Genomic DNA, 25,256 nt, shown 5'->3' with positions numbered 1-25,256 from the left:
CGTATCTTTCATATTCACAATCATTTTATTTAGATCTGTAGCCAGCAGGCCTGTTTCATCTTTTCTGTTTATCGTAGATTGAATGGATAAATCACCGGACGACACGTTGGTTACCGTTTTTTGCAGTTCTTTAATCGGTTTTGTCATCATATTGGCTACAATGACAACCAGTACCAACATGATGACCAGTGTGATCAAAGCCGTCATCAGAAGTAAACGTTCGATGTCTTTCGAAGATTGAATCAGATCCTCCATGCTATAAGCGGATCCCACTTTCCAATTCGTCTTCGGTACTGTACTGTATACCAATATCTTTTTATCACCCTCTAAGTCATAGCGGATGGTATCTGACTCTTTTTCCGATTTTAACATCTTGCTGATAAACGGTAACTTTGAAAGATTTTCACCACGTTTGGTCGGATGAACGATGGCTGTTCCATCAAGACCGATGAGAAACGGATAGCCATTATAACCGATTTCCATTTTGGAAACACGGTCGGTCAGTTTCGACAGGTTAATATCGACACCGAGGACACCCACCACTTTATTTTTAGAGACAATCGCCCTTGAAGCGGTTATGATGTATTCTTCCGTTGCCGTATCCACATAAGGTTCGCTCCATACGACTCCAGCCCTTGCTTCTGCTGCGGTCTTATACCAATCTCTGCTCGTCGGATCAAAATCACTCGGCAGGGAGACGGAAGGGACGATTTTCAGTTTCTTATTCGGTGATGCAAAGTAGATGGAAGTAGCTTCCTCGTACAAACTAAGATAATTATCAAAATCCGATTGGATATTCGCATATAGCTCTGTATTATCTACGTCCTTGTCTGTTTGCATTTGTGCCTTGGCATAGTTTTTCAATGAGTTGGAAACGGAGTACTGGTCTATACTCTTTTCATATTGTCCAAGGAACAGCTGTACGGAATTATTGAGCTCCCCGACAATCCCTTGAGTTTGACTGATGACTTCATCCTCCGTTTTCATTCTTGTCTGCCAGCTGGTAATGGATATGATGACAGCCAAAGAAACCATAAATAAGATAGAAATGATGACGATAAGCTTCATTCTGATGGAAGATAAAATAAATCTCTTATTATGGTCTTTTTTGTTTTTCTTTCTGATTTTATTCACCGAAATTCCCCCTTTTACTACAAAAAACAACATAGTATACACTTATTCATCGACATTTTCCGGTGATTATTTATAGTTTGGGGGGAATTCATATATTTTAAGATACTAAAAAAAGCAGCAGAGACAAGTCTCTGCTGCTTTTAAGTCGATGATATTATTCACCAGTAACGTATGGAAGTAATGCCATTGTACGAGCGCGTTTGATCGCACGAGTCAACTTACGTTGGTACTTAGCGTTTGTTCCAGTTACACGACGTGGAAGAATCTTTCCACGTTCAGATACGAATTTCTTAAGAAGATCAACATCTTTGAAATCGATATGTGTAATTCCGTTTGCTGTGAAGTAGCATACCTTACGGCGTCTACGTCCACCTCTACGTCCTCCTGCCATTTGTTTCGCCTCCTATCTTGTTAGGTTTGGTATCGTTCGTTTAGAATGGCAGATCATCATCAGAAATGTCGATCGGCTGACCGTCATTTGCAAATGGATCCTCATCTACACGTGTATAGTTGTTGTTATTATTGTTGTTGTTGCGTTGTTGATTCTGATTCTGACTATACGGATTACCTTGGTCACGCTGACCTCCACCCGAATAGCCCGGACTTCCTCCACGATCGCCTTGATTCGCACTACGCGGTTCTAAGAACTGAACGCTTTCTGCTACAACTTCCGTCATAAACACACGACGTCCATCCTGTCCTTCGAAATTACGTGTTTGAATGCGACCGTCAACGCCAGCTAAGCTGCCTTTTTTAAGAAAGTTTGCTACATTCTCTGCAGGGCGACGCCATACAACACAGTTAATAAAATCTGCTTCCCGTTCTCCTGATTGATTCGTAAAACTACGATTGACAGCCAGTGTAAACGAAGCCACAGCCACTCCACTTGGAGTATATTTTAATTCAGGGTCTTTGGTTAAACGCCCTACTAATACAACTCGGTTCATCATCAGAATCAACCCCTTCCTTCTAGTTTACTGTTTCACGTGAAACAGATGATAGAAGTGTATATCTTAAAAAACGTACGGATTATTCTTCTTCTTTAACAACGATATGACGAATAATATCATCGCTGATTTTAGCTAAACGATCGAATTCGTTAACTGCATCAGAAGTAGCGCTCATCTTAACTAGTTGATAGAAACCATCACGAAAATCGTTGATTTCATACGCTAAACGACGTTTACCCCAATCTTTTGACTCGATGATTTCCGCGCCGTTAGTTGTTAAAACGTTATCGAAACGCTCAACTACTGCTTTCTTTGACTCGTCGTCAATGTTTGGGCGGACAATGTACATAACTTCGTACTTTCTCATCTGAATGTCACCTCCTCGTGGTCTATGCGGTCCTTTCTTTGTGAAAGAACAAGGAGCAATGCGTTCATTACTCACGAAATAAAATTATAGCATAGGTTATCTATTATTGCAATATGACGTAAAAAAAAGACTAGAATCGAAACTCTAGTCTTTTTAAATAAAACTTACACGTTAAAACGGAAGTGAATGATGTCTCCGTCTTTTACGAGGTATTCTTTACCTTCGAGGCGGACTTTTCCTGCTTCGCGTGCTGCACCCATTGTTCCGGCTGCAACTAAGTCTTCGTAAGAAACCGTTTCGGCACGGATGAATCCTCTTTCGAAGTCGGTGTGGATGACTCCGGCACATTGAGGGGCTTTCATTCCTTCACGGAACGTCCAGGCACGGACTTCCTGTACACCTGCTGTGAAGTAAGTCGCCAGTCCCAATAGGGAATAGGTAGCACGGATCAGCTGATCAAGGCCTGATTCTTCGATGCCTAATTCCTGCAGGAACATCGCCTTTTCTTCATCGTCAAGCTCGGCAATTTCAGATTCAATCTTTGCACAGACAACGATCACTTCTGCATTGTCATCTTTCGCAAATTCACGTACTTTCTGAACATATTCGTTATCAGAAGGATCCGCGATCTCGTCTTCACTTACGTTCGCTACATATAATACAGGCTTAGACGTCAGAAGATGAAGCTGTTTCACAAGCTTCATTTGCTCATCCGAGAACTCAACTGTACGGGCTGGCTGTTCTGCTTCCAAAGCTTCTTTGATTTTCACTAGGATATCATGTTCAAATACCGCTTCTTTGTCTTTTTGCTTCGCCATTTTCTGAACTCTTGCAAGACGTTTATCCACCGTTTCAAGGTCAGCGAGGATCAACTCCAAGTTGATGACTTCGATATCCGCAATCGGATCTACTTTACCTGATACGTGTGTGATATTATCATCTGCGAAACAACGGACAACCTGACAGATCGCATCAACTTGACGGATATGGGACAGGAATTTGTTCCCCAGTCCTTCACCTTTACTCGCCCCTTTTACAATCCCGGCAATATCCGTGAATTCGAAGGCAGTGGGAACCGTCTTCTTCGGGTCCACAAGTTCAGTTAATTTATCCAGACGGTGATCCGGAACCTCTACGATTCCTACGTTTGGATCAATGGTACAGAACGGGTAGTTCGCAGATTCTGCACCTGCTTTTGTAATTGCGTTGAATAGAGTGGATTTCCCGACGTTAGGTAGTCCAACAATACCAGCTGTTAATGCCATTTCAGTCACTCCTCATCCATATTCTTATCTATTAAAAAATCCTTTAAGATCGAAAAACGCGTAATCGGTCGAACCTTTCACAATTATAGAGATAATAGAGGGAAAAGACAAGTGAAGCTTCCAGGCTACAGTAGAAAATACACCATAAAAAAAGCACTCAATCCTTTAGAAAAGACTGAATGCTCTGAGGCAACACTATTTAGGGCGTAAGATGGATTAGGTCAAAAGAATTATGGGTAAAAAAGGAGTACTTATTCTTCTTCACCACTTGAAATGACCTTTTTCATTTTTTTCGCAAAGTCTTTTCTTGGGATCATGACACTGTGACCGCACCCGACACACTTGATGCGAATATCCATCCCCATACGGATCACTTTCCAGCGGTTCGTGCCACATGGGTGAGGTTTCTTCATTTCTACAATATCATTTAATGTGAATGTCTTAGGTTCCACCGGTTACTCCTCCTTATTCGCTTTCAAGCCTTCTTTGTTTTTCACGAGGGTGCATCTCTTCTTCATCCTTACGTGAATACATCACCATACGAGGGAATGGAATCTCGATACCATGCGCATCCAGGCAAAGTTTCACTTCTTTCCGTATCATCCTGGCTATATACCAATGTCTCATCGGAACCGTTTCAGCAACGATACGAATGACAACATCCGATGCTCCAAGGGTCTGAACCCCTAACAGCTCGGGAGGGTTCACAAGGTCTTCGTACTTTTGCGGCAAAGCGAGGAGAAGTTCCAGCATCACTTTCTCGGCTTCTTCAATATTTTCCTCGTAGGCAATGCTGACATCCACGACGGCGATACTGTTATGGATGGAGAAGTTCGTCACTTCCGTCACATTCCCATTGGGGAAGATATGCAATTCCCCGGTCCAGCTTTTGATCTTTGTCGTTCTTAGGCCAATTTCTTCGACGGTTCCCTCTGCAGAACCGATTCGAACATAGTCGCCGACTGAAAATTGATCTTCAAAGATAATGAAGAAACCGGTAATGATATCACGCACCAGATTCTGTGCACCGAAACCGACGGCAAGGCCGACGATCCCGGCACCGGCGATGAGTCCTTTTACGTCGATGTCAAGTGTCGACAAGATTGTCATCAGACTGATGAAATAGATCACATAGGTCAAGACGTTTTCCAACAGTTTGGATAAGGTGGCTTCCCGTCGTTCAGTGAACTTAAGAGGGGAACGAGAACGGACTTTGAATACGTTTCGAATCGCAGACCTTCCTATCCTTAGGGCAAGATATGTAATGACCATAATCGCAATAATCTTTACAGCGCCTGTTCCCAGGGCCATCCACATTTCATTATCTATCAGTTTCTCAGCGGTTTTATCAATCGTGTCATCTAACTTAGCTTTCGTATCATTCGCACTCATATATAGAACCTCCACTTATCATTCAATAAGAAGTATTCCTTATTTTATCAACTTTCCCTCTCCTTGTGTAGATATAACCTCATAAAGAATAGTTTCTAGAAAATTTTTATTTTATGAAAAATCGGAGTTTAGTATGTATGAAAAAAAGAAATCGTCCGTATACTGATAATAATTAAAATTTATGATTCTGGTGGCAAGACCTGACATAGTCAATTTCAACATTATCCCCCTAATCACATCCAAAGGAGTGGAAGCGATGAATCTAAAAAAAGGACTATTTGAACGTAGATCTGACCCCTTTCGAGTCCTTCATCAGGAAGAGCGTGCGGCACAGGATCTTTCTGTTCAATTGTCGTCGATGCTTCCCACTTATTATCGTACAAGACCCATCGTGTTTGTCTGTATCGGTACGGACCGCTCGACAGGGGATTCATTGGGGCCTTTGGTTGGTACATTAATAGAGGAACAGGATATTAAACCATTCCATGTCTATGGAACATTGGATGATCCGATCCATGCCGTCAACCTGGAAGAGAAGCTTAAGGATATCGCTTCTAAACATATCAATCCCTTTATCATAGGTGTCGATGCCTGTCTCGGACGATTAAAGAGTGTTGGTGCCATTCAGTTGAGTGAAGGTCCTTTGCGGCCGGGAGCCGGAGTGAATAAAGAGCTGCCTGAGGTCGGGGAGATTCATTTGACGGGAATTGTAAATGTCAGTGGGTTCATGGAGTTTTTTGTCCTGCAGAATACACGCTTGAATCTTGTCATGAAAATGGCGAGGACGATTGCTGAAGCGATTGTGCTGGCAGGTCATTCTGTAGAACGGAGAAATGCCGTCAGTATTGAAAAATGGCGGGAAGAATTGCAGCAATAAAGAGAGAAGGGAGATGGCGTGTTCCGCCGTCTCCCTTTTTGATTACATATATACTTGATAGGCGTGGATGATTCCGACTACCAGGGCCACCACGATGATGCCTGGAAGTAAATTGGCGACTCGGATTTTCGTTACACCCAGGAGGTTGAGTCCAATCGCAAAGATCATGATGCCTCCTGTAGACGTCATTTCGACAATATACGCGTCCATTAATTCCTTTGGCACCCATTGATGAATTTGAGTGGCGAATAGGGCGATGATTCCCTGATAAAGGACGACGGGAATGGCCGAGAACATGACACCGACCCCAAGGGTGGTCGTTAATATTAAAGAAGTAAATCCATCAATGATCGACTTGGTCAAAAGAACATCATGATCTCCCCTGATCCCGCTATCCAGCGCACCGATCACGGCCATGGCACCGATGACAAATATCAGGGTGGCGGTGACAAACCCTTGAGATATGGACGTTTCATTTTTGCTGCCTATCTTTGTTTCCAGCCAGTTCCCAAGGGCATTCAGCCTGTCCTCGAGATTCATCCACTCTCCCCAGGCAGCACCAAGGGCAAGACTGATGATCACGATGAGAAAGTTCTCGCTTTTTAGCCCCATCTGTAATCCAAGAACGATAACGGCGAGTCCAATTGCTTTCATAACCGTTCCCTTCATATCTTCAGGTATACGGTGCAGGATCTTACCGAGAAGCGTCCCGATGATAATACATACTCCATTTACTAGCGTTCCTAAAAGTACCATGACGTTACCCCTTATGATTATTTCCCAAAGAATAGTATATGTACCATATGGAAGAGGACTAACTTAAATGGCATGAGATATACCACTTAAGTCAGTCCCTTTATACAATGGTGTTACTGCAATAATTCCAAAATCCGATCCAGGTCTTCCTTCGAAAAGAATTCCAGTTCGATCTTCCCTTTTTTCTTCGATTGTTTAATCGTTACGGTTGTACCGAAGCGCTCACGCAAGAGCGATTCCTGTTCCTGGATGAAGACATCTTTCCGCTCTTTCTTTTTTGTTTCACGTGGAACATTGTCATTGGCTTCTTGAATGATTTTTTCTAATTGACGGACGTTTAATGATTCTTTCAGGATCCGATTGACAATCAAGGATAGCTTCTTTTTATCTTTCAATCCAAGAAGGGCACGGCCATGTCCCATTGACAGCTTTCCTTCAGAAATAAGTTCCTGAATAGGTGCAGGAAGGGAGAGTAAGCGAATATGGTTCGCGATATGAGGTCTGCTCTTCCCTAATCGTTTCGCCAGTTCTTCCTGTGTAAGATTCAATTTATCCATCAGCATTTGATAGGCTGCGCCTTCCTCGATCGGCGTCAGGTCCTCCCGTTGAAGGTTTTCCAACACCGCGAGTTCCATCATTTGTTGATCATTCAATTCGCGTACGACAACGGGAACGGTTTCTAACTTAGCCGCTGTAGCTGCACGATAGCGGCGTTCACCGACCACAATCTCATACCCTTTAATGGACTTGCGGACAATGATCGGTTGGAGGATCCCATGTTCCAGGATCGATTCTTTCAATTCTTCGATTGCCTGCGGCTCAAAGATCTTTCGTGGCTGATAAGGGTTCGGCCTTATTTCTTTCAGGCTCACTTCCTGGACGGACTCTTCATTTTGAGTTGTTTGCATATTGGTAAAGAGAGCATTGATGCCCTTTCCTAAACCTTTAGCCATTCGCCACCACTTCCTTTGCCAGTTCTAAATAAACTTCTGCTCCCCTGGATTTCGCATCATAGATGATGATCGGTTCACCATGACTGGGTGCTTCACTTAAACGAACATTACGTGGGATAATTGTGCGATACACTTTGTCTTGAAAGTATTTTTTCACTTCTTCGATAACCTGGATGCCCAGATTGGTCCTTGCATCAAGCATCGTTAACAATACACCATCAATCATAAGATCATGATTCAGATGCTTCTGCACTAAACGGACCGTGCTTAACAGCTGACTTAATCCCTCGAGGGCGTAATATTCACACTGGACCGGTATGACGACAGCATCCGAAGCGGTTAGCGCATTGATCGTCAGGAGTCCCAATGAAGGGGGACAATCAATAATGATGAAATCGAATTCGTCCTTTACCTTCTCCAGCGCTTTCTTTAAACGGACTTCACGGGAGATCGTCGGAACCAATTCAATTTCCGCTCCGGCAAGTGAGATCGTTGCAGGGACAAGCGATAAGTTCTCTACTTTTGATTGTTTAATCGTGTCTTTAACATCTACATCATCCACTAACACATCATAGATACACTGTTGTACATCCCCTTTTTCCACGCCGACACCACTGGTGGCGTTTCCCTGAGGATCGATATCTACAAGTAAAACCTTTTTCCCTATATAAGCTAAACAAGCCCCCAAATTGACGGATGTCGTGGTTTTTCCCACCCCGCCTTTCTGGTTTGTAACGGCTACGATTCTGCCCAAGGTTGTCACCTACCTTTTGACTTCCTAAGATTGATTTCATTTTCACACAGTATTCTTTTATTCTATCAAAATTCCCGGATAATTGTCTGTCAATTTTTCAAAAAGAAACACCTTTCCATAAATAGGAAAGATTCTGTTATCATCCAACGCTCGCAATAAAAAAAGTGAGAAACGGATCGGATATGTTTCTCACTTTTAGACTACGAATCTATTTTTTTTTCGGAATACGAATGGTGAATTGATAGAATTCCTCGTGCTCTTCTTCTTCTGAGTCGAGATTGATTCCGCTATCTGATACCATGGACAGCGATTGTCGGATCGTATTCACGGCAATTCTCATATCTTTGCTGAAGGCCTTCCGTTTAGGCTTCGGCTTATGGGTCGTTCCTTCTTGCATTTTTACAACCCGGTCTTCGGTCTGTTTGACATTCAAGCTCTTTTCAATGATTTCCTGAAGAAGCTGGATCTGCTTTTCAGCATTCTTCAAAGGAATCAAAGCCCTGGCGTGGCGTTCAGTGATTTGTTTATCTAGTAGAGCTGATTGAATTTCTTCTGGAAGCTTTAGGAGACGAAGCTTGTTCGCCACGGTTGATTGTCCTTTTCCTAAGCGTTGAGCAAGGGCTTCTTGAGTTAGATCATGTAATTCCAACAGTTTTCCATATGCGATTGCTTCCTCTATAGGAGAGAGTTCTTCTCTTTGTAAGTTCTCTATTAATGCGACAGAGGCTGTTTCAGTATCATTAAGATTCTTCACAATCGCCGGTACGGTTTCCCAGCCAAGCTTTTGAACGGCTCTGTATCTCCGTTCACCCGCAATGATTTCAAACTGGTCATCATCGTACTGTCTCACCACGATCGGCTGGATGATGCCATGCGTGTGAATCGTTCTGGATAACTCTTCTATCTTTTCATCATTAAACACAGTCCTTGGTTGAAATCGATTCGGGATGATATGCGAGACCTGTATTTTCCTCACTTCATCACGATCTTCTTCCACTACATTCGACTCTTCAGATTCAACATCTTGCTCCTTTTCACCTAGGCCAAAAAAACGAGAGAAAGGATGCTTCATCTTCCTACACCACCTTTAAGAAACTCCCTTTATTAATATTCTCTAAAATATGTCCATTTCCTGCCTTCTCACTATATGTCGATTATACCATGACCGATGAAGGCAGGAGAGTGACCATACTATTCTAACGGTAATTTATTCGGTGTCCCGGGTTTTCTGGGATATTTGTTAGGTGTTTCTTTCACTTTGTTGATTTTCACGATATTCCGTTCACTTTCCTCTTCAGGAAGAAGGAAGGAATACATTTTATCGGTTTGTCCACCAAGTGTCCCGATGGCTTTCTTTGCATTGGACAGCTCTTCATTGACATTGGAAGCCTTCATGGCGACAAATGCTCCACCTTTTTTCACAAGCGGCAGGCATAATTCGCTTAAAACGGACATTCTGGCTACGGCTCTTGCTGTAACCATATCATATTTTTCGCGGTGAGCCTTGTTTTTTCCAAATGTCTCTGCACGATCATGATAAAAATGGGTATTTGCAAGTCCCAGTTCATCCGATAAATGATTTAAGAATGTAATGCGCTTGTTCAAGGAATCAACAATCGAAATATGTAGATGCGGGAAGCATATTTTAAGCGGGATACTTGGAAAACCGGCACCTGCCCCAACATCACACAGAGATTGAACTTCCGTGAAGTCGACATAAAATGCTGCACTGATTGAATCGTAAAAATGCTTTAAATACACGTCTTCTTTGTCAGTGATTGCCGTCAAATTCATTTTTTCGTTCCATTCAACAAGCAATTCATAATAGCGTTCAAACTGATCTAATTGCGTGGAAGAAAGGGAAATCCCTTTCTCCTCAAGCATTGATTGAAATTCATTTACGTTCATGAAATGATCCTTCCTTTACTTCTATTGATCACTCGATACTTTGGCGATTTTCCCCTGTTCAATGTAGACCATTAAAATGGATACGTCTGCAGGATTCACGCCTGAAATACGGGAGGCCTGTGCAAGGGAAAGAGGCTGGACCTCGATCAACTTCTGTCTTGCTTCAGAAGCCAATCCGCTGATTGCACTGTAATCAATGTTATCAGGAATTCGTTTATTTTCCATCTTCTTCATTTTATCGACCTGTTGAAGGGATTTTTCAATATACCCCTCGTATTTCACCTGAATTTCCACTTGTTCTTCTACATCGGGATCAAGCTCAATGTCGCTTGGGACAAGTGCCTTAATATGGCTGTAATTCATTTCCGGCCGCTTCAGGAGATCAGCTGCCAGTATCCCGTCCTTCAGCTCGCTTCCGCCTGCTTCACGGATAACCCTTTGAGTTTCTTCACTCGGCTTGATGCGGACGGCTTCAAGTCGCTTTTTCTCGGCTGATATCGCTTCTTTCTTCTCCGTGAATCGTTCAAAACGATCCTCTGTGATCAATCCGATCTTATGACCGATATCCGTTAAACGAAGATCAGCATTATCATGACGGAGCAACAAGCGGTATTCCGCACGTGAAGTCAGAAGACGATACGGTTCGTTCGTCCCTTTTGTCACGAGGTCATCGATCAGTACCCCGATATAAGCATCTGATCGGCTTAAGATCACTTCGTCTTTATCAAGAGAACGGCAAGCAGCGTTGATTCCTGCCATCAATCCTTGTCCAGCCGCTTCTTCATAGCCGGATGTTCCATTGATTTGACCCGCGGTGTACAGGTTCTTAATTTTTTTCGTTTCAAGCGTCGGCCATAATTGCGTCGGTACGATGGAATCATACTCGATGGCATAACCGGCACGCATCATTTGTACTTTCTCAAGACCCGGAATGGTCTGCAGGATTTTTTGCTGCACATCCTCAGGCAAGCTTGTCGATAATCCTTGAACGTACACTTCCTGAGTATTTCTTCCTTCCGGCTCGAGGAAGATCTGATGACGCGGCTTGTCGTGAAAACGCACGACTTTATCTTCTATAGAAGGACAGTAGCGAGGGCCTGTTCCTTTGATCATACCTGAATACATTGGCGAACGATGAAGATTGTCGTCGATTAATTGATGAGTCAATTCATTTGTATACGTCAGCCAGCATGGAAGTTGATCCGTGATGTATTTGGTCGTTTCATAGCTGAATGCACGTGGAACGTCATCACCCGGCTGAATCTCCGTTTTCGAATAATCGATGGTCGAGCTATTGACCCGCGGCGGTGTCCCGGTTTTAAACCGTACCGTATCGAAACCAAGCTCATGCAAGTGATCAGATAATCTGATGGAAGGCTGTTGGTTATTGGGACCGCTTGAATATTTCAGGTCTCCCAAGATGATTTCACCACGAAGGAATGTACCAGTAGTGATGACGACCGTTTTGGCACGGTAGGCGGCACCTGTCATCGTGACGACACCTTTACATTCATCATCCTCCACGATCAATTCCTCCACCATTCCCTGCATCAAGGTCATGTTCGGTTCGTTTTCAATTGTCCGCTTCATTTCATTCTGGTAGAGGAATTTATCTGCCTGCGCGCGCAGTGCACGTACAGCAGGACCTTTACCTGTATTCAACATTCTCATTTGTATATGCGTTTTATCTATATTACGACCCATCTCTCCACCGAGAGCGTCGATTTCCCTTACAACGATCCCCTTTGCCGGTCCACCGACAGATGGATTACACGGCATAAAGGCGACCATATCCAGGTTAATGGTGACCATTAACGTTTTAGCTCCCATACGTGCAGAAGCAAGTCCCGCTTCTACCCCGGCATGGCCAGCACCAATGACAATGACATCATATTGCCCTGCGTCATATTGCATGGTTTGTTATTTCCTCCTTGTAGGACGGATAAGTCCCGTCCACATTATAATAGTGTTTATTTCCCTAAGCAGAACTGAGAAAACAGCTGATCGATCAGGCTTTCATGAACGCTGTCCCCGATGATTTCACCTAATAGTTCCCACGTTCTCGTCAGATCGATCTGTGCAATATCAATCGGTGTCCCCATTTCCACGCTGTCGATCGCTTCATTGATCGCAATGGATGCCTGGTTGAGTAAGGCGATATGACGACTGTTGGACACATATGTCATATCCCCCGCTTCGATGGATCCCGCAAAGAACAAGGATGAAATGGCTTCTTCCAGTTCATCGATCCCCTGTTCCTCCAGTAAGGCCGTTGTCACCAGCTGGTGATTTTCGGAAAGCTTTCTTACCTTATCTATATCAATCTTCTGAGGAAGATCGGTTTTGTTCACGATGACAATGACGTCCATTCCTCTCACCGCTTCGAATAGCTGTTCATCCTCAAAGGTTAGTTCATCCGCATAATTGAGCACGAGTAAAATTAAATCGGCTTCCTTCAACACCTGTCTCGAGCGTTCCACGCCAATCCGTTCAACAATATCTTCGGTCTCACGAATCCCCGCCGTGTCAACAAGACGGAGAGGGACTCCCCTTACATTGACATATTCCTCGATCACGTCACGCGTCGTCCCGGGAATATCCGTCACAATGGCTTTATTTTCATGAACAAGGCTGTTCAAGAGGGAGGATTTCCCTACATTGGGCCGTCCGATGATCACCGTAGAAAGACCTTCCCTTAAAATCTTCCCTTGTTCAGATGTGCGAACCAGCCTGTCGATTTCATCCCGGACGTGTTTGGATTTTTCCAGAAGCACGTTATGCGTCATCTCTTCTACATCATCATACTCCGGATAGTCAATGTTCACTTCCACATGGGCAAGGGTTTCAAGGATTTCCTGACGGAGCTTCCTGATCAAATTGGAAAGGCGGCCCTCCATTTGATTCAGGGCTACATTCATGGCCCGGTCGGTTTTCGCCCGAATGAGATCCATCACGGCTTCTGCCTGAGAAAGATCGATTCGGCCATTCAGGAAAGCCCGCTTCGTGAATTCACCGGGCTCTGCAAGTCTCGCCCCGTTTTTCAACACAAGCTGCAGAACTTTATTCACCGATACAAGTCCTCCGTGGCAGTTGATCTCGATGATGTCTTCACGGGTGAATGTCTTCGGCCCTCTCATCACGGAAACCATGACCTCTTCCACCACTTGATCGGTGTCGGGATCAACGATATGTCCATAATGAATGGTATGGGATGCAAATTCCTTCATGGAACTCCCTTTCCTTCCCTTAAAGACTTTATCACCGATATCGAATGACAACTCACCGCTCAAACGGACGATGGCGATCGCTCCCTCTCCCATCGGAGTGGATATGGCAGCAATTGTATCTAATTCCATTATGTTCACCTCTCTTATAGCTGACCTATTTATATGAAATGTATAGTATAAAGTAACGTTTCCCCAAATTATTAGAATATCACATTCCGTTTTAATACTAAAGAAAGGAAACCCTTTGTTCGTCACCAAATAATGTTATCCACATAGATAACATCTCATCTCTATTATTTTAACTTATCCACATGTGAATAACAATAAACCGGGATGAAAATAAGAATCCACAGGACGAAGCCATAAAAAAAACGATCCCCCGAAAGGAATCGTCTTTCATTATTTTGGTGCAATGACAATGTATCGATTGGGTTCTCTTCCCTCTGAATGGGTATCGACCCTTTTGGAATCCACTAAAGCGGTGTGGATCACTTTTCGTTCATAGGAAGGCATCGGTTCCAAGGAAACAGAGCGATTGGTGCGCAGTGCCTTTTCTGCCAACCGTTCCGCAAGCGTTGTCAGCGTCTGCTTCCGTCTTTCCCGATAGTTTTCAGCATCCAACAGGATCGTGATGAACTGACCGGATACCCGATTGGCGATCAATTGCGACAAATGTTGAAGAGCATTCAATGTTTGTCCTCTTTTGCCAATCAATAGAGCCATTTTTTCACCGGATATGTTGAATTCCACATCTCTTCCATCCCTTTTCACTTCTATGGTCGCTTCCACGCCCATTTCACGTGCAACGGATAAAATAAAATCCTTCGCTTCCTCTACCGGATCAACCGCTTTCTTCACGTTGACGACTGCCGGCCTTCCGCCGAACAATCCGAATAACCCTTTTTTACCTTGATCAATGACGTCGATCTCTGCTTCTTCTTTGGTGATATTCAGTTGAGACAAGGCTGATTCAATGGCTTCTTCCACCGTTTGACCAGTCGCTTCTACTTCTCTCACTTTTTCTTTCCTCCCGAATTCCCACCAGCTTTGACGGCTTGCGCTTCTTTAATCTCAGGTCCCTTGATGAAGTATGTTTGAGCAATCATGAATAGATTTCCGACTACCCAGTAAAGGGATAGAGCTGCAGGGAAGTTAATCGCAAAAATGATGATCATGACCGGCATGATATAAAGCATCATGGCCATTTGCGGATTTTGATTCGCTGTACCCGCCATCATTAATTTTTGTTGGATGAACGTTGTTAAACCTGCTACTAAAGGTAAAATATAGTATGGATCCGGATTACCGAGATCGAACCATAAGAAGTTATGCGCTTTAATTTCCTGTGTTCTCACGATCGCATGGTAGAAACCGATCAAGATCGGCATTTGAACGATCAATGGGAAACAACCCGCTAACGGATTCACCCCGTGACTTTGGAATAAAGCCATCGTTTCTTGTTGAAGCTTTTGCTGAGTTTGTGCATCTTTGGAGCTATATTTTTCGCGCAGTTTTTTCATTTCAGGTTGTAATGCCTGCATGGCTTTTGAATTTCTCGTTTGTTTGATCATCAATGGCAGAATCGCTAAACGAATGAGCAATGTAACGATGACGATCGCTAATCCGTAAGATCCGCCCATGAACTCTGCAACCATGGTAATCAATTGTGATAAAGGATAGACAATATATTCATTCCATATTCCGCTACTATCAGATGTAATCGGCTTATTGTAATCTGTACAACCTGATAGAATAGCCATTAGCCCAATGATTCCCACCAGGGCTATCATTCTCTTTTTCACCCTTATTTTCCTCCCAACTAATATCTTTCAAATAAAATGTAAACAAGACCCATCATCCCGTACCAAAAAAGTACAATCCCTCGTATTGTAACATCTTTTCCTTGGCTTGTGATGACGAAACCTGTCATTCTCTCAAAATGTTATGACTTCTTCCTATCATATTTGCCATAAGAAGACCTTTTCAATACTTTTCCTCTTTTTAATACATGGGTGAGACTCCCCTTCACCTCATGGAAATTCATTTCGGCCGCCGGTTTTCTGGCGATGATAAGATAATCGTACTGATCGTGAACCTCTTCTTGTAATTCTAAGAAAGCCTGCCTCACGTAACGCTTGATTTGATTGCGGCACACAGCATTCCCGATTTTCTTACTGACGGAAATCCCGATTCGGAATGGCTGAGGCTCTTCCTTCTTTAATAGATACAAGACGAATTGACGATTCGCGAAGGATGTCCCTTTTTTAAATATTTCCTGGAACTCTTTATTTTTCTTTACTCTTTGTTCTTTCCGCATGGACCACACCTGATTTTCATTTTTGTCTTGATCTAACCTCGACATTATTGGCTCATTCATATGAAATTATAAGTACTTTTTCTCGTTAACCAAAATACGAACGAGCCAAATCGTCTTATCTCCTAATAGAAAGGAAAAAAAAGACCACTGAGTCAGTTCAGTGGTCTAGGCAGATAATACTTTTCTTCCTTTGCTGCGACGGCGAGCTAAAACATTGCGTCCGTTTTTAGAGCTCATACGTGCACGGAAACCGTGATTCTTTTTTCTTTTGCGGTTATTTGGTTGAAACGTTCTTTTCATCTATGACACCTCCCTGAAGGATATCTTTAAAAAAGTTAAAGACATTCCTCACTATTATAAAGACGGTACCCATAAAAAGTCAACACTCAGATTATTTTTCTTTTAATGTGTTCGTTTGCTAACCCATTATTCTTTAAATTAGCGAGTGCTGGTTGATTTCCGCTGATCGTCAGGTCTCTCCAAGAACACTCAAATTCCTCATCATGATTTTCCTTCTACAAACCCTATCCCATTTTTCTATTTAAGGTACCTGTGGATAGGATTCGACATGGTTTTAAATTATCCACAACACATACTGACAACTTTTTCACAAGTTCTAGGGTTGTGGACAATTTCATTCCACAAGGTGTGGGGGGTTGTGGATAAAATTTAAAAAGCATTGCACCTCTAAGGATATTTTGATATGATTATTGTGTTTTCACTCTTGATAACTGTGTTCACGGAAATAACTTATCCACAAAATGTGGATATCATGTGGGTAACTTATACAGAGGGTTTGTAAAACGTTGTCCACAAGTGGTGGATAATGTCGAAAAACCATTTTCCTTCCTTATTATATATATTTTCCACATTCAACGAATTGTATTTTTATAGAATAGCGTGAGTTTAAGGAATGTATAGCGCGTAATGATTGTACAGAAGTTATACAAACTAAGAAAAGGAGGGATCAGGATTGGAGAATATCGGGGATCTTTGGAGCAAGGCCTTAGAAAATATTGAAAAAAAGATCAGTAAACCAAGCTTTGATACTTGGTTGAAATCAACTAAGGCCCATTCCATTCAAGGGGACACCCTTGTAATTACAGCTCCAAATGAATTTGCAAGAGATTGGCTGGAAGGCCGTTACTCTCAGCTAATCTCAGGGGTTTTGTATGATATTACAGGCGAAGAACTAGTCGTGAAATTTATCATTCCTCAAAACCAGGAGCCGGAAGAGTTTGATATTCAAATACCGCCAAAGTCGATGAAAGATGATGATCAGCAAGATATCAATCAAAATATGCTGAACGCTAAATACACTTTCGACACATTTGTTATCGGTTCGGGCAACCGGTTCGCCCATGCCGCTTCTTTGGCTGTGGCTGAAGCACCTGCCAAAGCCTATAATCCCTTATTTATTTATGGGGGAGTCGGCCTTGGAAAGACTCACTTGATGCATGCCATCGGCCATTATGTACTTGAACATAATCCTGCTGCGAAAGTAGTTTACTTGTCATCTGAAAAATTCACCAACGAATTCATTAACTCCATCAGGGATAATAAAGCAGTCGATTTTCGAAATAAATACCGTAGTGTAGATGTTTTATTAATTGATGATATTCAATTTTTAGCGGGTAAAGAACAAACACAAGAGGAATTTTTCCATACTTTTAATACCTTACATGAAGAAAGCAAGCAAATTGTCATTTCCAGTGATCGGCCGCCGAAAGAAATTCCGACACTTGAAGATAGACTTCGTTCCCGATTCGAATGGGGGCTTATAACAGATATCACTCCACCGGATCTCGAGACGAGAATTGCGATTTTACGAAAGAAAGCGAAGGCTGAAGGACTGGATATTCCAAATGAAGCCATGCTTTATATAGCTAACCAAATCGATTCGAATATTCGTGAGTTAGAGGGCGCATTGATCCGTGTCGTCGCGTACTCTTCTCTTATAAATAAAGATATCAATGCCGATCTTGCAGCCGAGGCGTTGAAGGATATTATCCCGAGCTCGAAGCCAAGGGCGATTACCATCCAGGAAATTCAACGAGTCGTTGGGGAGCACTTCAACGTGAAGCTCGAGGACTTTAAAGCGAAGAAACGAACAAAGTCCATCGCATTCCCGAGGCAAATCGCCATGTATTTATCTAGGGAAATGACGGATTCCTCCCTTCCGAAAATCGGAGAAGAGTTTGGCGGACGTGATCACACGACTGTCATTCATGCTCATGAAAAGATCAGTACATTACTCGGAACGGATGCACTTCTTCAGCAGCAATTGAAGGACATTCGTGAAACATTAAAGGCCTGATTCTACACACAACCAAACTGGATAATGTGAATAACTCCGACTAACTAGCACACAGTCTGTCCACATGTGGATAGGCTGTGTTTACGTTCGATTCACACACTTATCCACATATCAACAGGCCCTACTACTTCTATTACTATTTTTTAAATAAATTATTAGTATATGATTCAGTCCATAAAATTATGTGCAAATTGGAGGAATAAATCATGAAATTTGTTATTCAAAGGGACTATCTTGTCCAGAGCGTCCAGGACGTCATGAAAGCTGTCACATCAAGAACGACGATTCCCATCCTGACCGGGATCAAGATCATTGCCACTGAAGATGGAGTCACATTGACAGGTAGTGATTCGGATATTTCGATTGAATCCTTTATCCCGAATGAGGAAGAAGGCACTGAAATCGTTGGGATCATGGAAACAGGCGGCATTGTCCTCCAGGCAAAGTTCTTTAGTGAAATCGTTAAGAAATTACCGAAAGATACGGTGGAAATCGAAGTTCAGAGTCACTTCCAGACAGTCATCCGTTCAGGACAGGCAGAATTCAATTTAAACGGTCTGGATCCTGAAGAATATCCGCACCTTCCACAGATTGAAGAAGGAAATGGAATCAAAGTCTCAACGGATCTCCTTAAAACGATGATCAGACAAACCGTATTCGCAGTGTCCACCTCAGAAACACGCCCCATCTTGACAGGTGTAAACTGTCAGATCGAAGACGGGGAGCTGAGCTGTATTGCAACAGATAGTCACAGACTTGCCATGAGAAAAGCACCGATCGAAACCAATCATGATGCTTCATACAATATCGTGATTCCAGGGAAGAGCTTAAATGAATTGAATAAGATCCTTGATGATACGGATGAACCCGTTGAAATCGTCATTACGGAAAACCAGGTCCTGTTCAAGGCAAAGCATTTATTATTCTTCTCAAGACTATTAGAGGGGAACTACCCGGACACAAGTCGATTGATTCCATCTGATACGAAAACAGAATTGACTCTTAACACAAAAGAATTTTTACAAGCGATCGATCGTGCATCGCTGCTGGCGAGAGAGGGACGAAATAACGTCGTGAAACTTTCGACCCTTGATGGTGGAGTTATTGAAATTTCATCCAATACACCTGAAATCGGGAAAGTCATCGAGCAGGTGGAAAGTCAATCCATCGAAGGGGAAGAACTGAAAATCTCTTTCAGCGCGAAATATATGATGGACGCGTTAAAAGCGATTGAAGGAACAGAAATTCATGTGAACTTCACAGGAGCGATGAGACCGTTCGTCTTGAAGCCCCTGCATGATGATTCCATCCTTCAACTGATCCTTCCGGTAAGAACGTACTAAAAATCAAAAAGCCAACACCTTAGAAAAGTTCAGGTGTTGGCTTTTTACATTTACGGAGATCCTTAGGAAATTAACTGCGACTATTTTCTCCATTTTTCGTTAGTTGTGACTTAACTCCATTTAGAGTAAAATAATATATTAGAGACTTTATACGGAAAGTAGTGATTTTAGTGGCGAAAGAGATCACCATCGAAACAGAAATCATCACATTGGGACAATTCCTGAAGCTTGCTGAAGTGATTCAGTCCGGTGGGATGGCAAAATGGTTCTTAAGTGAATATGAAGTATACATAAACGGGGAACAAGACCAAAGAAGAGGGAGAAAACTTACGGTAGGAGATAAAGTTGAAATTCCTGAAGTAGGGGTCTTTGTGGTTGCTGGAGAATAATAAAGGGTGTTATGTCCATGTACATTGAACAATTGGAATTAAGAAACTACCGTAATTACGAATCAATCGACGTGAGTTTCGAAAATAAGGTGAACGTCATTCTTGGAGAAAATGCCCAGGGGAAGACGAATATCATGGAGTCTATCTATGTCCTGGCAATGGCTAAATCCCACCGTACCTCAAATGATAAAGATTTAATCCGTTGGGATCAGGAATATGCTAAAATAAAAGGTAGGATTCAGAAATATAACGGTGGATTACCTTTGGAGCTCATCCTGTCCAAAAAGGGGAAAAAGGCGAAGAGTAATCACCTTGAACAGTCTAAACTGAGTCAATATGTAGGGAACATGAATGTTGTCATGTTTGCACCTGAAGATCTTCATTTGGTAAAAGGGAGCCCTCAAGTCAGGCGCCGTTTTATTGATATGGAAATCGGTCAGGTTTCTCCTGTTTATTTACATGATATCAGCCTTTATCAGAAAATATTACAGCAACGGAACCATTATTTAAAACAGTTGCAGACGAGAAAACAAAAAGACCAGACGATGCTTGATGTCTTGACGGAACAGTTCATCGAGATGGCGGTGAAAATTACGAAGAAACGATTTGAGTTCGTTCAATTGTTGGAAAGTTGGGCGAAACCGATCCATTCAGGGATTTCAAGAAACCTGGAAACGTTGGAAATCGTGTATAAACCGTCTTTGGATGTATCAGATAATCAAGAATGGTCAAAAATGGTAGATATATATGAGCAGAAATTCTATGATATACGGGAGCGGGAAATCGATCGTGGTGTGACCCTGGTCGGTCCGCATCGTGATGATCTTCAATTCATTGTGAATGACCGTGATGTTCAAACATTCGGATCACAGGGGCAGCAACGGACAACGGCCCTCTCTGTGAAGCTTGCAGAAATCGAGCTGATACACTCTGAAATCAAAGAGTATCCCATCTTACTTCTGGATGATGTGTTATCTGAGCTGGATGATTACCGTCAGTCTCACTTATTAAATACCATCCAGGGGAAAGTTCAAACCTTCGTGACCACGACCAACGTGGACGGGATTGATCATCAAACCCTGAACGAGGCGACTACGTTCGAAGTGGAAGCCGGATCCATGAAAAGATTGAAATGAGGTGTTACCTTGTACATACATGTTGGAGAAGATGTCATGGTACGTACAGATGAAATCATCGCAATTATTGATCGAGACACCGTTCAATTTTCAGAGGAAATTCAACATTTTCTAAAAACGAAAGATCATAACCTTTGCAATCTTGCAAAGGGTTCATATAAATCTCTTGTTATCACAACGGGCCAGTTGTATCTCTCACCGCTGGCATCCAGTACGTTAAAGAAGCGATCAAAGAAATACTCAAACTATGAGAATTTATTATAGAAATACAAAGCCCTGAAGGTTAGAAAGTGTAGGTGAATCAGTATGGCTATAGAACAAAATCAAGCGCAAGGCGGCTCCTATGATGAAAATCAGATTCAGGTTTTAGAAGGTTTAGAGGCCGTTCGGAAAAGACCGGGTATGTATATTGGATCAACAAGCGGCAGAGGTCTGCATCACTTGGTGTGGGAAATCGTTGATAACAGTATCGATGAGGCATTAGCCGGTTACTGTAGTGAGATCGAAGTCATCATTGAAGAGGATAACAGTATCACTGTGACGGATAACGGACGTGGGATTCCGGTCGGTATCCACGAAAAAATGGGACGACCTGCCGTAGAGGTCATCATGACGGTCCTTCACGCCGGCGGTAAATTCGGCGGCGGCGGATATAAAGTATCCGGAGGTCTGCATGGAGTAGGGGCCTCGGTTGTTAATGCCCTTTCAACAGAACTTGAGGTACATGTCCATCGTGATGGGAACATCTACTACCAGAAATTCGAAAAAGGTGTACCAAGCTTCGACCTTAAAGTGGTCGGAGAAACGGATAAAACCGGAACGATCATCCACTTCACTCCAGATCCTGAAATCTTTACTGAAACGACGGAATACGAATATGACATACTTGCCAATCGTATTCGTGAACTGGCTTTCTTAAACAGAGGGATCCAAATCAGCATTGAAGATAAGCGCGGAGAAGGGAAACGAAGAGATTACCATTATGAAGGTGGAATCAAGTCCTACGTTGAGCACCTTAACCGTTCGAAAGAAGTCATCCATGAAGAACCGATCTACATTGAGGGTGAGAAGGATGATATCACCGTTGAAATCGCCCTACAATACAATGACGGTTTCGCAAGCAATCTTTACTCATTCGCCAATAACATCCATACCCATGAAGGTGGAACCCATGAGTCTGGATTTAAAACAGCTTTGACGAGGGTCATCAATGATTACGCCCGTAAAAATAATGTATTCAGAGAGAACGATGCGAACCTTTCAGGGGAAGATGTCCGGGAAGGTCTGACTGCCATCATTTCGATCAAGCATCCTGACCCTCAATTCGAAGGTCAGACAAAAACCAAACTCGGGAACTCAGAAGCAAGGACGATCACCGATTCCCTTTTCTCAGAGCATCTGGAAACGTTCTTACTTGAAAACCCGGTTGTTGCCCGAAAAGTCGTGGAAAAAGGTCTTATGGCTGCCCGTGCCCGACTGGCTGCGAAAAAAGCAAGGGAGCTTACCCGCCGTAAGAGTGCCCTGGAAATCTCGAGCCTTCCTGGTAAACTGGCTGACTGTTCTTCCAAAGACCCGAGTATCAGCGAAATCTATGTGGTTGAGGGTGACTCAGCCGGTGGATCGGCCAAACAGGGACGTGACCGTCACTTCCAGGCCATCCTTCCACTGCGTGGTAAAATCATCAACGTAGAAAAGGCACGCCTTGATAAGATCCTTTCCAATAACGAGGTCCGTGCGATCATTACAGCTCTTGGGACTGGTATTGGTGAAGACTTCAATCTGGCTAAAGCAAGATATCATAAAATCGTGATCATGACCGATGCCGACGTTGATGGCGCACATATTCGTACGCTATTGTTAACGTTCTTCTATCGTTACATGAGAAATATCATCGAAGCAGGCTATATCTACATCGCTCAACCACCTTTGTACAAAATACAACAAGGGAAGAAGATCGAGTACGCCTACAATGATAAAGAACTGGATCGCATACTTGCAGAAATTTCCCCGACGCCTAAACCTGGAATCCAGCGTTACAAAGGTCTTGGAGAGATGAACCCAGAGCAGCTTTGGGAGACAACAATGGATCCGGAAACAAGGACCCTGCTGCAGGTAAGCCTTCAAGATGCGATCGAGGCCGATGAAACCTTTGATATCCTGATGGGTGACAAAGTAGAGCCGAGACGTAACTTCATCGAAGAAAACGCAGCTTACGTCAAGAACTTGGATATCTAAAATAAAATAAACAGGATAGACCTGGGTGCTATCCTGTCTTTTACATAGCGGACAAGGTAAAGAGTGAGAAAGGTATAAATCTTTCTTTAAAAGGAGGTCCCTTTTACTATGGCAGAAACACCAAGATCGAATGTTAAAGAGATTAATATAAGTAGTGAAATGCGCTCGTCTTTCCTGGATTATGCGATGAGTGTCATTGTTTCACGTGCCCTACCAGATGCACGTGATGGCCTTAAGCCCGTCCATCGCCGTATTTTATATGCGATGAATGACCTCGGGATGACGTCTGACAAAGCGTACAAGAAATCAGCACGTATCGTCGGCGAAGTAATCGGTAAGTATCACCCTCATGGTGACTCAGCTGTTTATGACACCATGGTTCGTATGGCACAGGATTTCAACTATCGCTATATGCTGGTTGACGGTCACGGTAACTTCGGTTCTGTGGACGGTGACGCCGCAGCGGCCATGCGTTATACAGAAGCACGTATGTCCAAGATCTCTATGGAACTCATTCGTGATATTAATAAAGACACAATTGATTATAAAGATAACTATGATGGCACGGAGCGGGAGCCGGAAGTATTACCTGCCCGTTTCCCTAACCTTTTGGTAAACGGTTCTTCAGGAATCGCCGTAGGGATGGCAACGAACATCCCTCCCCATAATCTTGGAGAGGTCATCGATGGAATCCTTGCGTTAAGTAAAGATCCTGACATTACGATTCAAGAGCTGATGGAATTCATCTACGGACCTGATTTCCCTACTGCCGGTTTGATTGTAGGAAGAAGCGGGATCCGTCGCGCTTATGAAACGGGTAAGGGTTCCATCACCATGCGTGCCCGTGTGGAAATCGAAACAAAGAGCAATGGAAAAGAAACGATCATCGTCCATCAAATCCCCTATCAGGTGAATAAAGCGAGACTCATTGAGAAGATCGCGGATCTGGTCCGGGATAAGAAGATCGATGGCATCACGGATCTTCGTGATGAATCGGATCGTAATGGTATGCGTATCGTCATTGAAGTACGAAAAGATGCCAATGCTAACGTACTGCTCAATAATTTATATAAGCAAACGGCACTTCAAACAAGCTTCGGGATCAATCTTCTGGCACTTGTAGACGGCCAGCCGAAGGTATTGAACTTAAAAGAATGTCTCTATCACTATCTTCAGCATCAACGCGTAGTCATTCGCCGTAGAACGGAATTTGAACTGCGGAAGGCTGAAGCAAGGGCTCATATTTTAGAAGGTTTGAGGATCGCCCTCGACCACATCGATGAAATCATTGCCCTTATCCGCGGCTCACAAACAACTGAGCTTGCAAAACAAGGTTTGATGGAGAACTTCTCCTTATCCGATAAGCAGGCACAGGCGATCCTGGATATGCGTCTTCAACGCCTAACCGGTTTAGAGCGTGAAAAAATTGAAGATGAGTATCAGGAGCTTGTGAAGCTGATTGCTGAACTGAAAGCGATCCTTGCAGATGACGAAAAGGTTCTGGAAATCATCCGTGAAGAATTGATCGAAATCAAAGAACGCTTCAATGATGAAAGAAGATCTGAAATTGTAGCGGGTGGAATCGAGAACATCGAGGATGAAGATTTGATTCCTAGAGAGAACATCGTCGTTTCCCTCACTCATAACGGTTACATCAAGCGTCTCCCTGTTTCTACCTACCGCAGTCAAAAGCGTGGAGGAAGAGGAATCCAGGGAATGGGCACGAATGATGAAGACTTTGTCGAAAACTTACTGACAACGTCAACTCATGATACGATCCTCTTCTTTACGAACAAAGGAAAAGCGTATCGTGCAAAAGGATATGAAATCCCAGAGTTCAGTCGTACTGCGAAAGGACTTCCGATCATCAATCTGCTCGGAGTGGAAAAAGATGAGTGGATCAACGCCATGATCCGTGTCGAAGAATTTGTGGATG

The 25,256-nt window shown here is 43.1% G+C and carries 25 protein-coding genes and 1 pseudogene (1 of these 26 running past the window's edge); 8 read left to right on the top strand and 18 right to left on the bottom strand.

Going from position 1 to position 25,256, the window contains the following annotated elements:
- Positions 1 to 21: 21 nt before the first annotated feature.
- The 7 genes and pseudogenes from ATG71_RS24070 to ATG71_RS04480 form a co-directional block, all read right to left on the bottom strand.
- Positions 22 to 987, bottom strand: a pseudogene (locus tag ATG71_RS24070) (HAMP domain-containing protein); the annotation flags it as partial.
- A gap of 301 nt (positions 988 to 1,288) precedes the next feature.
- A complete protein-coding gene (rpsR, locus tag ATG71_RS04505; RefSeq protein WP_034764780.1) occupies positions 1,289 to 1,525 on the bottom strand; it encodes a 30S ribosomal protein S18 in 237 nt (78 codons plus the stop codon).
- 40 nt (positions 1,526 to 1,565) lie between these two features.
- Entirely contained in the window at positions 1,566 to 2,084 is a 519-nt protein-coding gene (gene ssb / locus ATG71_RS04500) for a single-stranded DNA-binding protein (RefSeq protein ID WP_098438603.1), read from the bottom strand.
- Positions 2,085 to 2,163: 79 nt separating this feature from the next.
- The gene (gene rpsF, locus ATG71_RS04495; RefSeq protein WP_034764776.1) at positions 2,164 to 2,451 is read right to left on the bottom strand and encodes a 30S ribosomal protein S6; all 288 of its coding nucleotides are present in this window, start codon (positions 2,449 to 2,451) and stop codon (positions 2,164 to 2,166) included.
- A 164-nt stretch (positions 2,452 to 2,615) separates the two neighbouring features.
- Positions 2,616 to 3,716, bottom strand: a complete 1,101-nt coding sequence (gene ychF, locus ATG71_RS04490) for a redox-regulated ATPase YchF (RefSeq protein ID WP_060674606.1) — start codon at positions 3,714 to 3,716, stop codon at positions 2,616 to 2,618.
- A gap of 251 nt (positions 3,717 to 3,967) precedes the next feature.
- Complete coding sequence (locus ATG71_RS04485) at positions 3,968 to 4,168, bottom strand: DUF951 domain-containing protein (RefSeq protein ID WP_034764770.1); 201 nt, start codon at positions 4,166 to 4,168, stop codon at positions 3,968 to 3,970.
- 13 nt (positions 4,169 to 4,181) lie between these two features.
- The gene (locus ATG71_RS04480) at positions 4,182 to 5,108 is read right to left on the bottom strand and encodes a mechanosensitive ion channel family protein (protein WP_098438602.1); all 927 of its coding nucleotides are present in this window, start codon (positions 5,106 to 5,108) and stop codon (positions 4,182 to 4,184) included.
- A 256-nt stretch (positions 5,109 to 5,364) separates the two neighbouring features.
- On the opposite strand from ATG71_RS04480, the gene yyaC reads away from it, so the two are divergent.
- Positions 5,365 to 5,985, top strand: a complete 621-nt coding sequence (gene yyaC, locus ATG71_RS04475) for a spore protease YyaC (protein ID WP_098438601.1) — start codon at positions 5,365 to 5,367, stop codon at positions 5,983 to 5,985.
- Between the two features lie 42 nt (positions 5,986 to 6,027).
- Here the strand turns inward: yyaC and ATG71_RS04470 are convergent, their stop codons facing one another.
- From ATG71_RS04470 to rpmH, 11 genes are all read right to left on the bottom strand, one after another.
- Positions 6,028 to 6,741 carry a DUF554 domain-containing protein gene (locus ATG71_RS04470; protein WP_098438600.1) on the bottom strand — a complete coding sequence of 238 codons (714 nt, stop codon included), beginning with the start codon at positions 6,739 to 6,741 and terminating at the stop codon, positions 6,028 to 6,030.
- A gap of 113 nt (positions 6,742 to 6,854) precedes the next feature.
- On the bottom strand, positions 6,855 to 7,694 hold the full coding sequence (locus ATG71_RS04465) for a ParB/RepB/Spo0J family partition protein (RefSeq protein WP_098438599.1): 840 nt from the start codon (positions 7,692 to 7,694) through the stop codon (positions 6,855 to 6,857).
- Positions 7,687 to 8,448, bottom strand: coding sequence for a ParA family protein (locus tag ATG71_RS04460; RefSeq protein ID WP_098438598.1), 762 nt, complete (start codon positions 8,446 to 8,448; stop codon positions 7,687 to 7,689). The genes ATG71_RS04465 and ATG71_RS04460 overlap by 8 nt, the downstream gene beginning before the upstream one ends.
- 208 nt (positions 8,449 to 8,656) lie before the next feature.
- Positions 8,657 to 9,520 (bottom strand): nucleoid occlusion protein, encoded by an 864-nt coding sequence (gene noc, locus ATG71_RS04455; protein ID WP_098438597.1) that lies wholly within the window; start codon positions 9,518 to 9,520, stop codon positions 8,657 to 8,659.
- 119 nt (positions 9,521 to 9,639) lie between these two features.
- Positions 9,640 to 10,356 (bottom strand): 16S rRNA (guanine(527)-N(7))-methyltransferase RsmG, encoded by a 717-nt coding sequence (rsmG, locus tag ATG71_RS04450; RefSeq protein ID WP_098438596.1) that lies wholly within the window; start codon positions 10,354 to 10,356, stop codon positions 9,640 to 9,642.
- A gap of 21 nt (positions 10,357 to 10,377) precedes the next feature.
- Positions 10,378 to 12,270 (bottom strand): tRNA uridine-5-carboxymethylaminomethyl(34) synthesis enzyme MnmG, encoded by a 1,893-nt coding sequence (gene mnmG, locus ATG71_RS04445; RefSeq protein WP_098438595.1) that lies wholly within the window; start codon positions 12,268 to 12,270, stop codon positions 10,378 to 10,380.
- A 56-nt stretch (positions 12,271 to 12,326) separates the two neighbouring features.
- A complete protein-coding gene (gene mnmE / locus ATG71_RS04440) occupies positions 12,327 to 13,712 on the bottom strand; it encodes a tRNA uridine-5-carboxymethylaminomethyl(34) synthesis GTPase MnmE (RefSeq protein ID WP_098438594.1) in 1,386 nt (461 codons plus the stop codon).
- 270 nt (positions 13,713 to 13,982) lie between these two features.
- Positions 13,983 to 14,600 (bottom strand): RNA-binding cell elongation regulator Jag/EloR, encoded by a 618-nt coding sequence (jag, locus tag ATG71_RS04435; protein WP_098438593.1) that lies wholly within the window; start codon positions 14,598 to 14,600, stop codon positions 13,983 to 13,985.
- Positions 14,597 to 15,385: a YidC family membrane integrase SpoIIIJ gene (gene spoIIIJ, locus ATG71_RS04430; RefSeq protein ID WP_098351359.1), complete on the bottom strand. Its 789-nt coding sequence runs from the start codon at positions 15,383 to 15,385 to the stop codon at positions 14,597 to 14,599. The genes jag and spoIIIJ overlap by 4 nt, the downstream gene beginning before the upstream one ends.
- Positions 15,386 to 15,525: 140 nt before the next feature.
- Positions 15,526 to 15,900 (bottom strand): ribonuclease P protein component, encoded by a 375-nt coding sequence (gene rnpA / locus ATG71_RS04425; protein ID WP_061811180.1) that lies wholly within the window; start codon positions 15,898 to 15,900, stop codon positions 15,526 to 15,528.
- 165 nt (positions 15,901 to 16,065) lie between these two features.
- Positions 16,066 to 16,200 carry a 50S ribosomal protein L34 gene (gene rpmH / locus ATG71_RS04420; protein ID WP_034764748.1) on the bottom strand — a complete coding sequence of 45 codons (135 nt, stop codon included), beginning with the start codon at positions 16,198 to 16,200 and terminating at the stop codon, positions 16,066 to 16,068.
- 673 nt (positions 16,201 to 16,873) lie between these two features.
- On the opposite strand from rpmH, the gene dnaA reads away from it, so the two are divergent.
- The 7 genes from dnaA to gyrA all read left to right on the top strand — a co-directional run.
- Complete coding sequence (gene dnaA, locus ATG71_RS04415; RefSeq protein WP_098438592.1) at positions 16,874 to 18,217, top strand: chromosomal replication initiator protein DnaA; 1,344 nt, start codon at positions 16,874 to 16,876, stop codon at positions 18,215 to 18,217.
- A gap of 206 nt (positions 18,218 to 18,423) precedes the next feature.
- Positions 18,424 to 19,560 (top strand): DNA polymerase III subunit beta, encoded by a 1,137-nt coding sequence (gene dnaN, locus ATG71_RS04410; RefSeq protein WP_098438591.1) that lies wholly within the window; start codon positions 18,424 to 18,426, stop codon positions 19,558 to 19,560.
- A gap of 170 nt (positions 19,561 to 19,730) precedes the next feature.
- On the top strand, positions 19,731 to 19,949 hold the full coding sequence (yaaA, locus tag ATG71_RS04405) for a S4 domain-containing protein YaaA (protein ID WP_034764734.1): 219 nt from the start codon (positions 19,731 to 19,733) through the stop codon (positions 19,947 to 19,949).
- Positions 19,950 to 19,966: 17 nt separating this feature from the next.
- Positions 19,967 to 21,085 (top strand): DNA replication/repair protein RecF, encoded by a 1,119-nt coding sequence (recF, locus tag ATG71_RS04400; protein ID WP_098438590.1) that lies wholly within the window; start codon positions 19,967 to 19,969, stop codon positions 21,083 to 21,085.
- A gap of 9 nt (positions 21,086 to 21,094) precedes the next feature.
- On the top strand, positions 21,095 to 21,349 hold the full coding sequence (gene remB / locus ATG71_RS04395; RefSeq protein WP_034764730.1) for an extracellular matrix regulator RemB: 255 nt from the start codon (positions 21,095 to 21,097) through the stop codon (positions 21,347 to 21,349).
- A gap of 42 nt (positions 21,350 to 21,391) precedes the next feature.
- A complete protein-coding gene (gene gyrB / locus ATG71_RS04390) occupies positions 21,392 to 23,320 on the top strand; it encodes a DNA topoisomerase (ATP-hydrolyzing) subunit B (RefSeq protein ID WP_098438589.1) in 1,929 nt (642 codons plus the stop codon).
- Between the two features lie 108 nt (positions 23,321 to 23,428).
- Positions 23,429 to 25,256, top strand: partial view of a DNA gyrase subunit A gene (gene gyrA / locus ATG71_RS04385; RefSeq protein ID WP_098438588.1) — the 5' portion only. Its footprint extends 707 nt past the window's final position; 1,828 of the gene's 2,535 nt are visible here — the first part of the coding sequence; the start codon lies at positions 23,429 to 23,431; the stop codon falls past the right edge of the window.

Source organism: Bacillus sp. es.034 (genome assembly GCF_002563655.1).
Classification (GTDB): Bacteria; Bacillota; Bacilli; order Bacillales; family Bacillaceae_B; genus Rossellomorea.
This window is presented reverse-complemented; position numbering and strand designations above follow the sequence as displayed.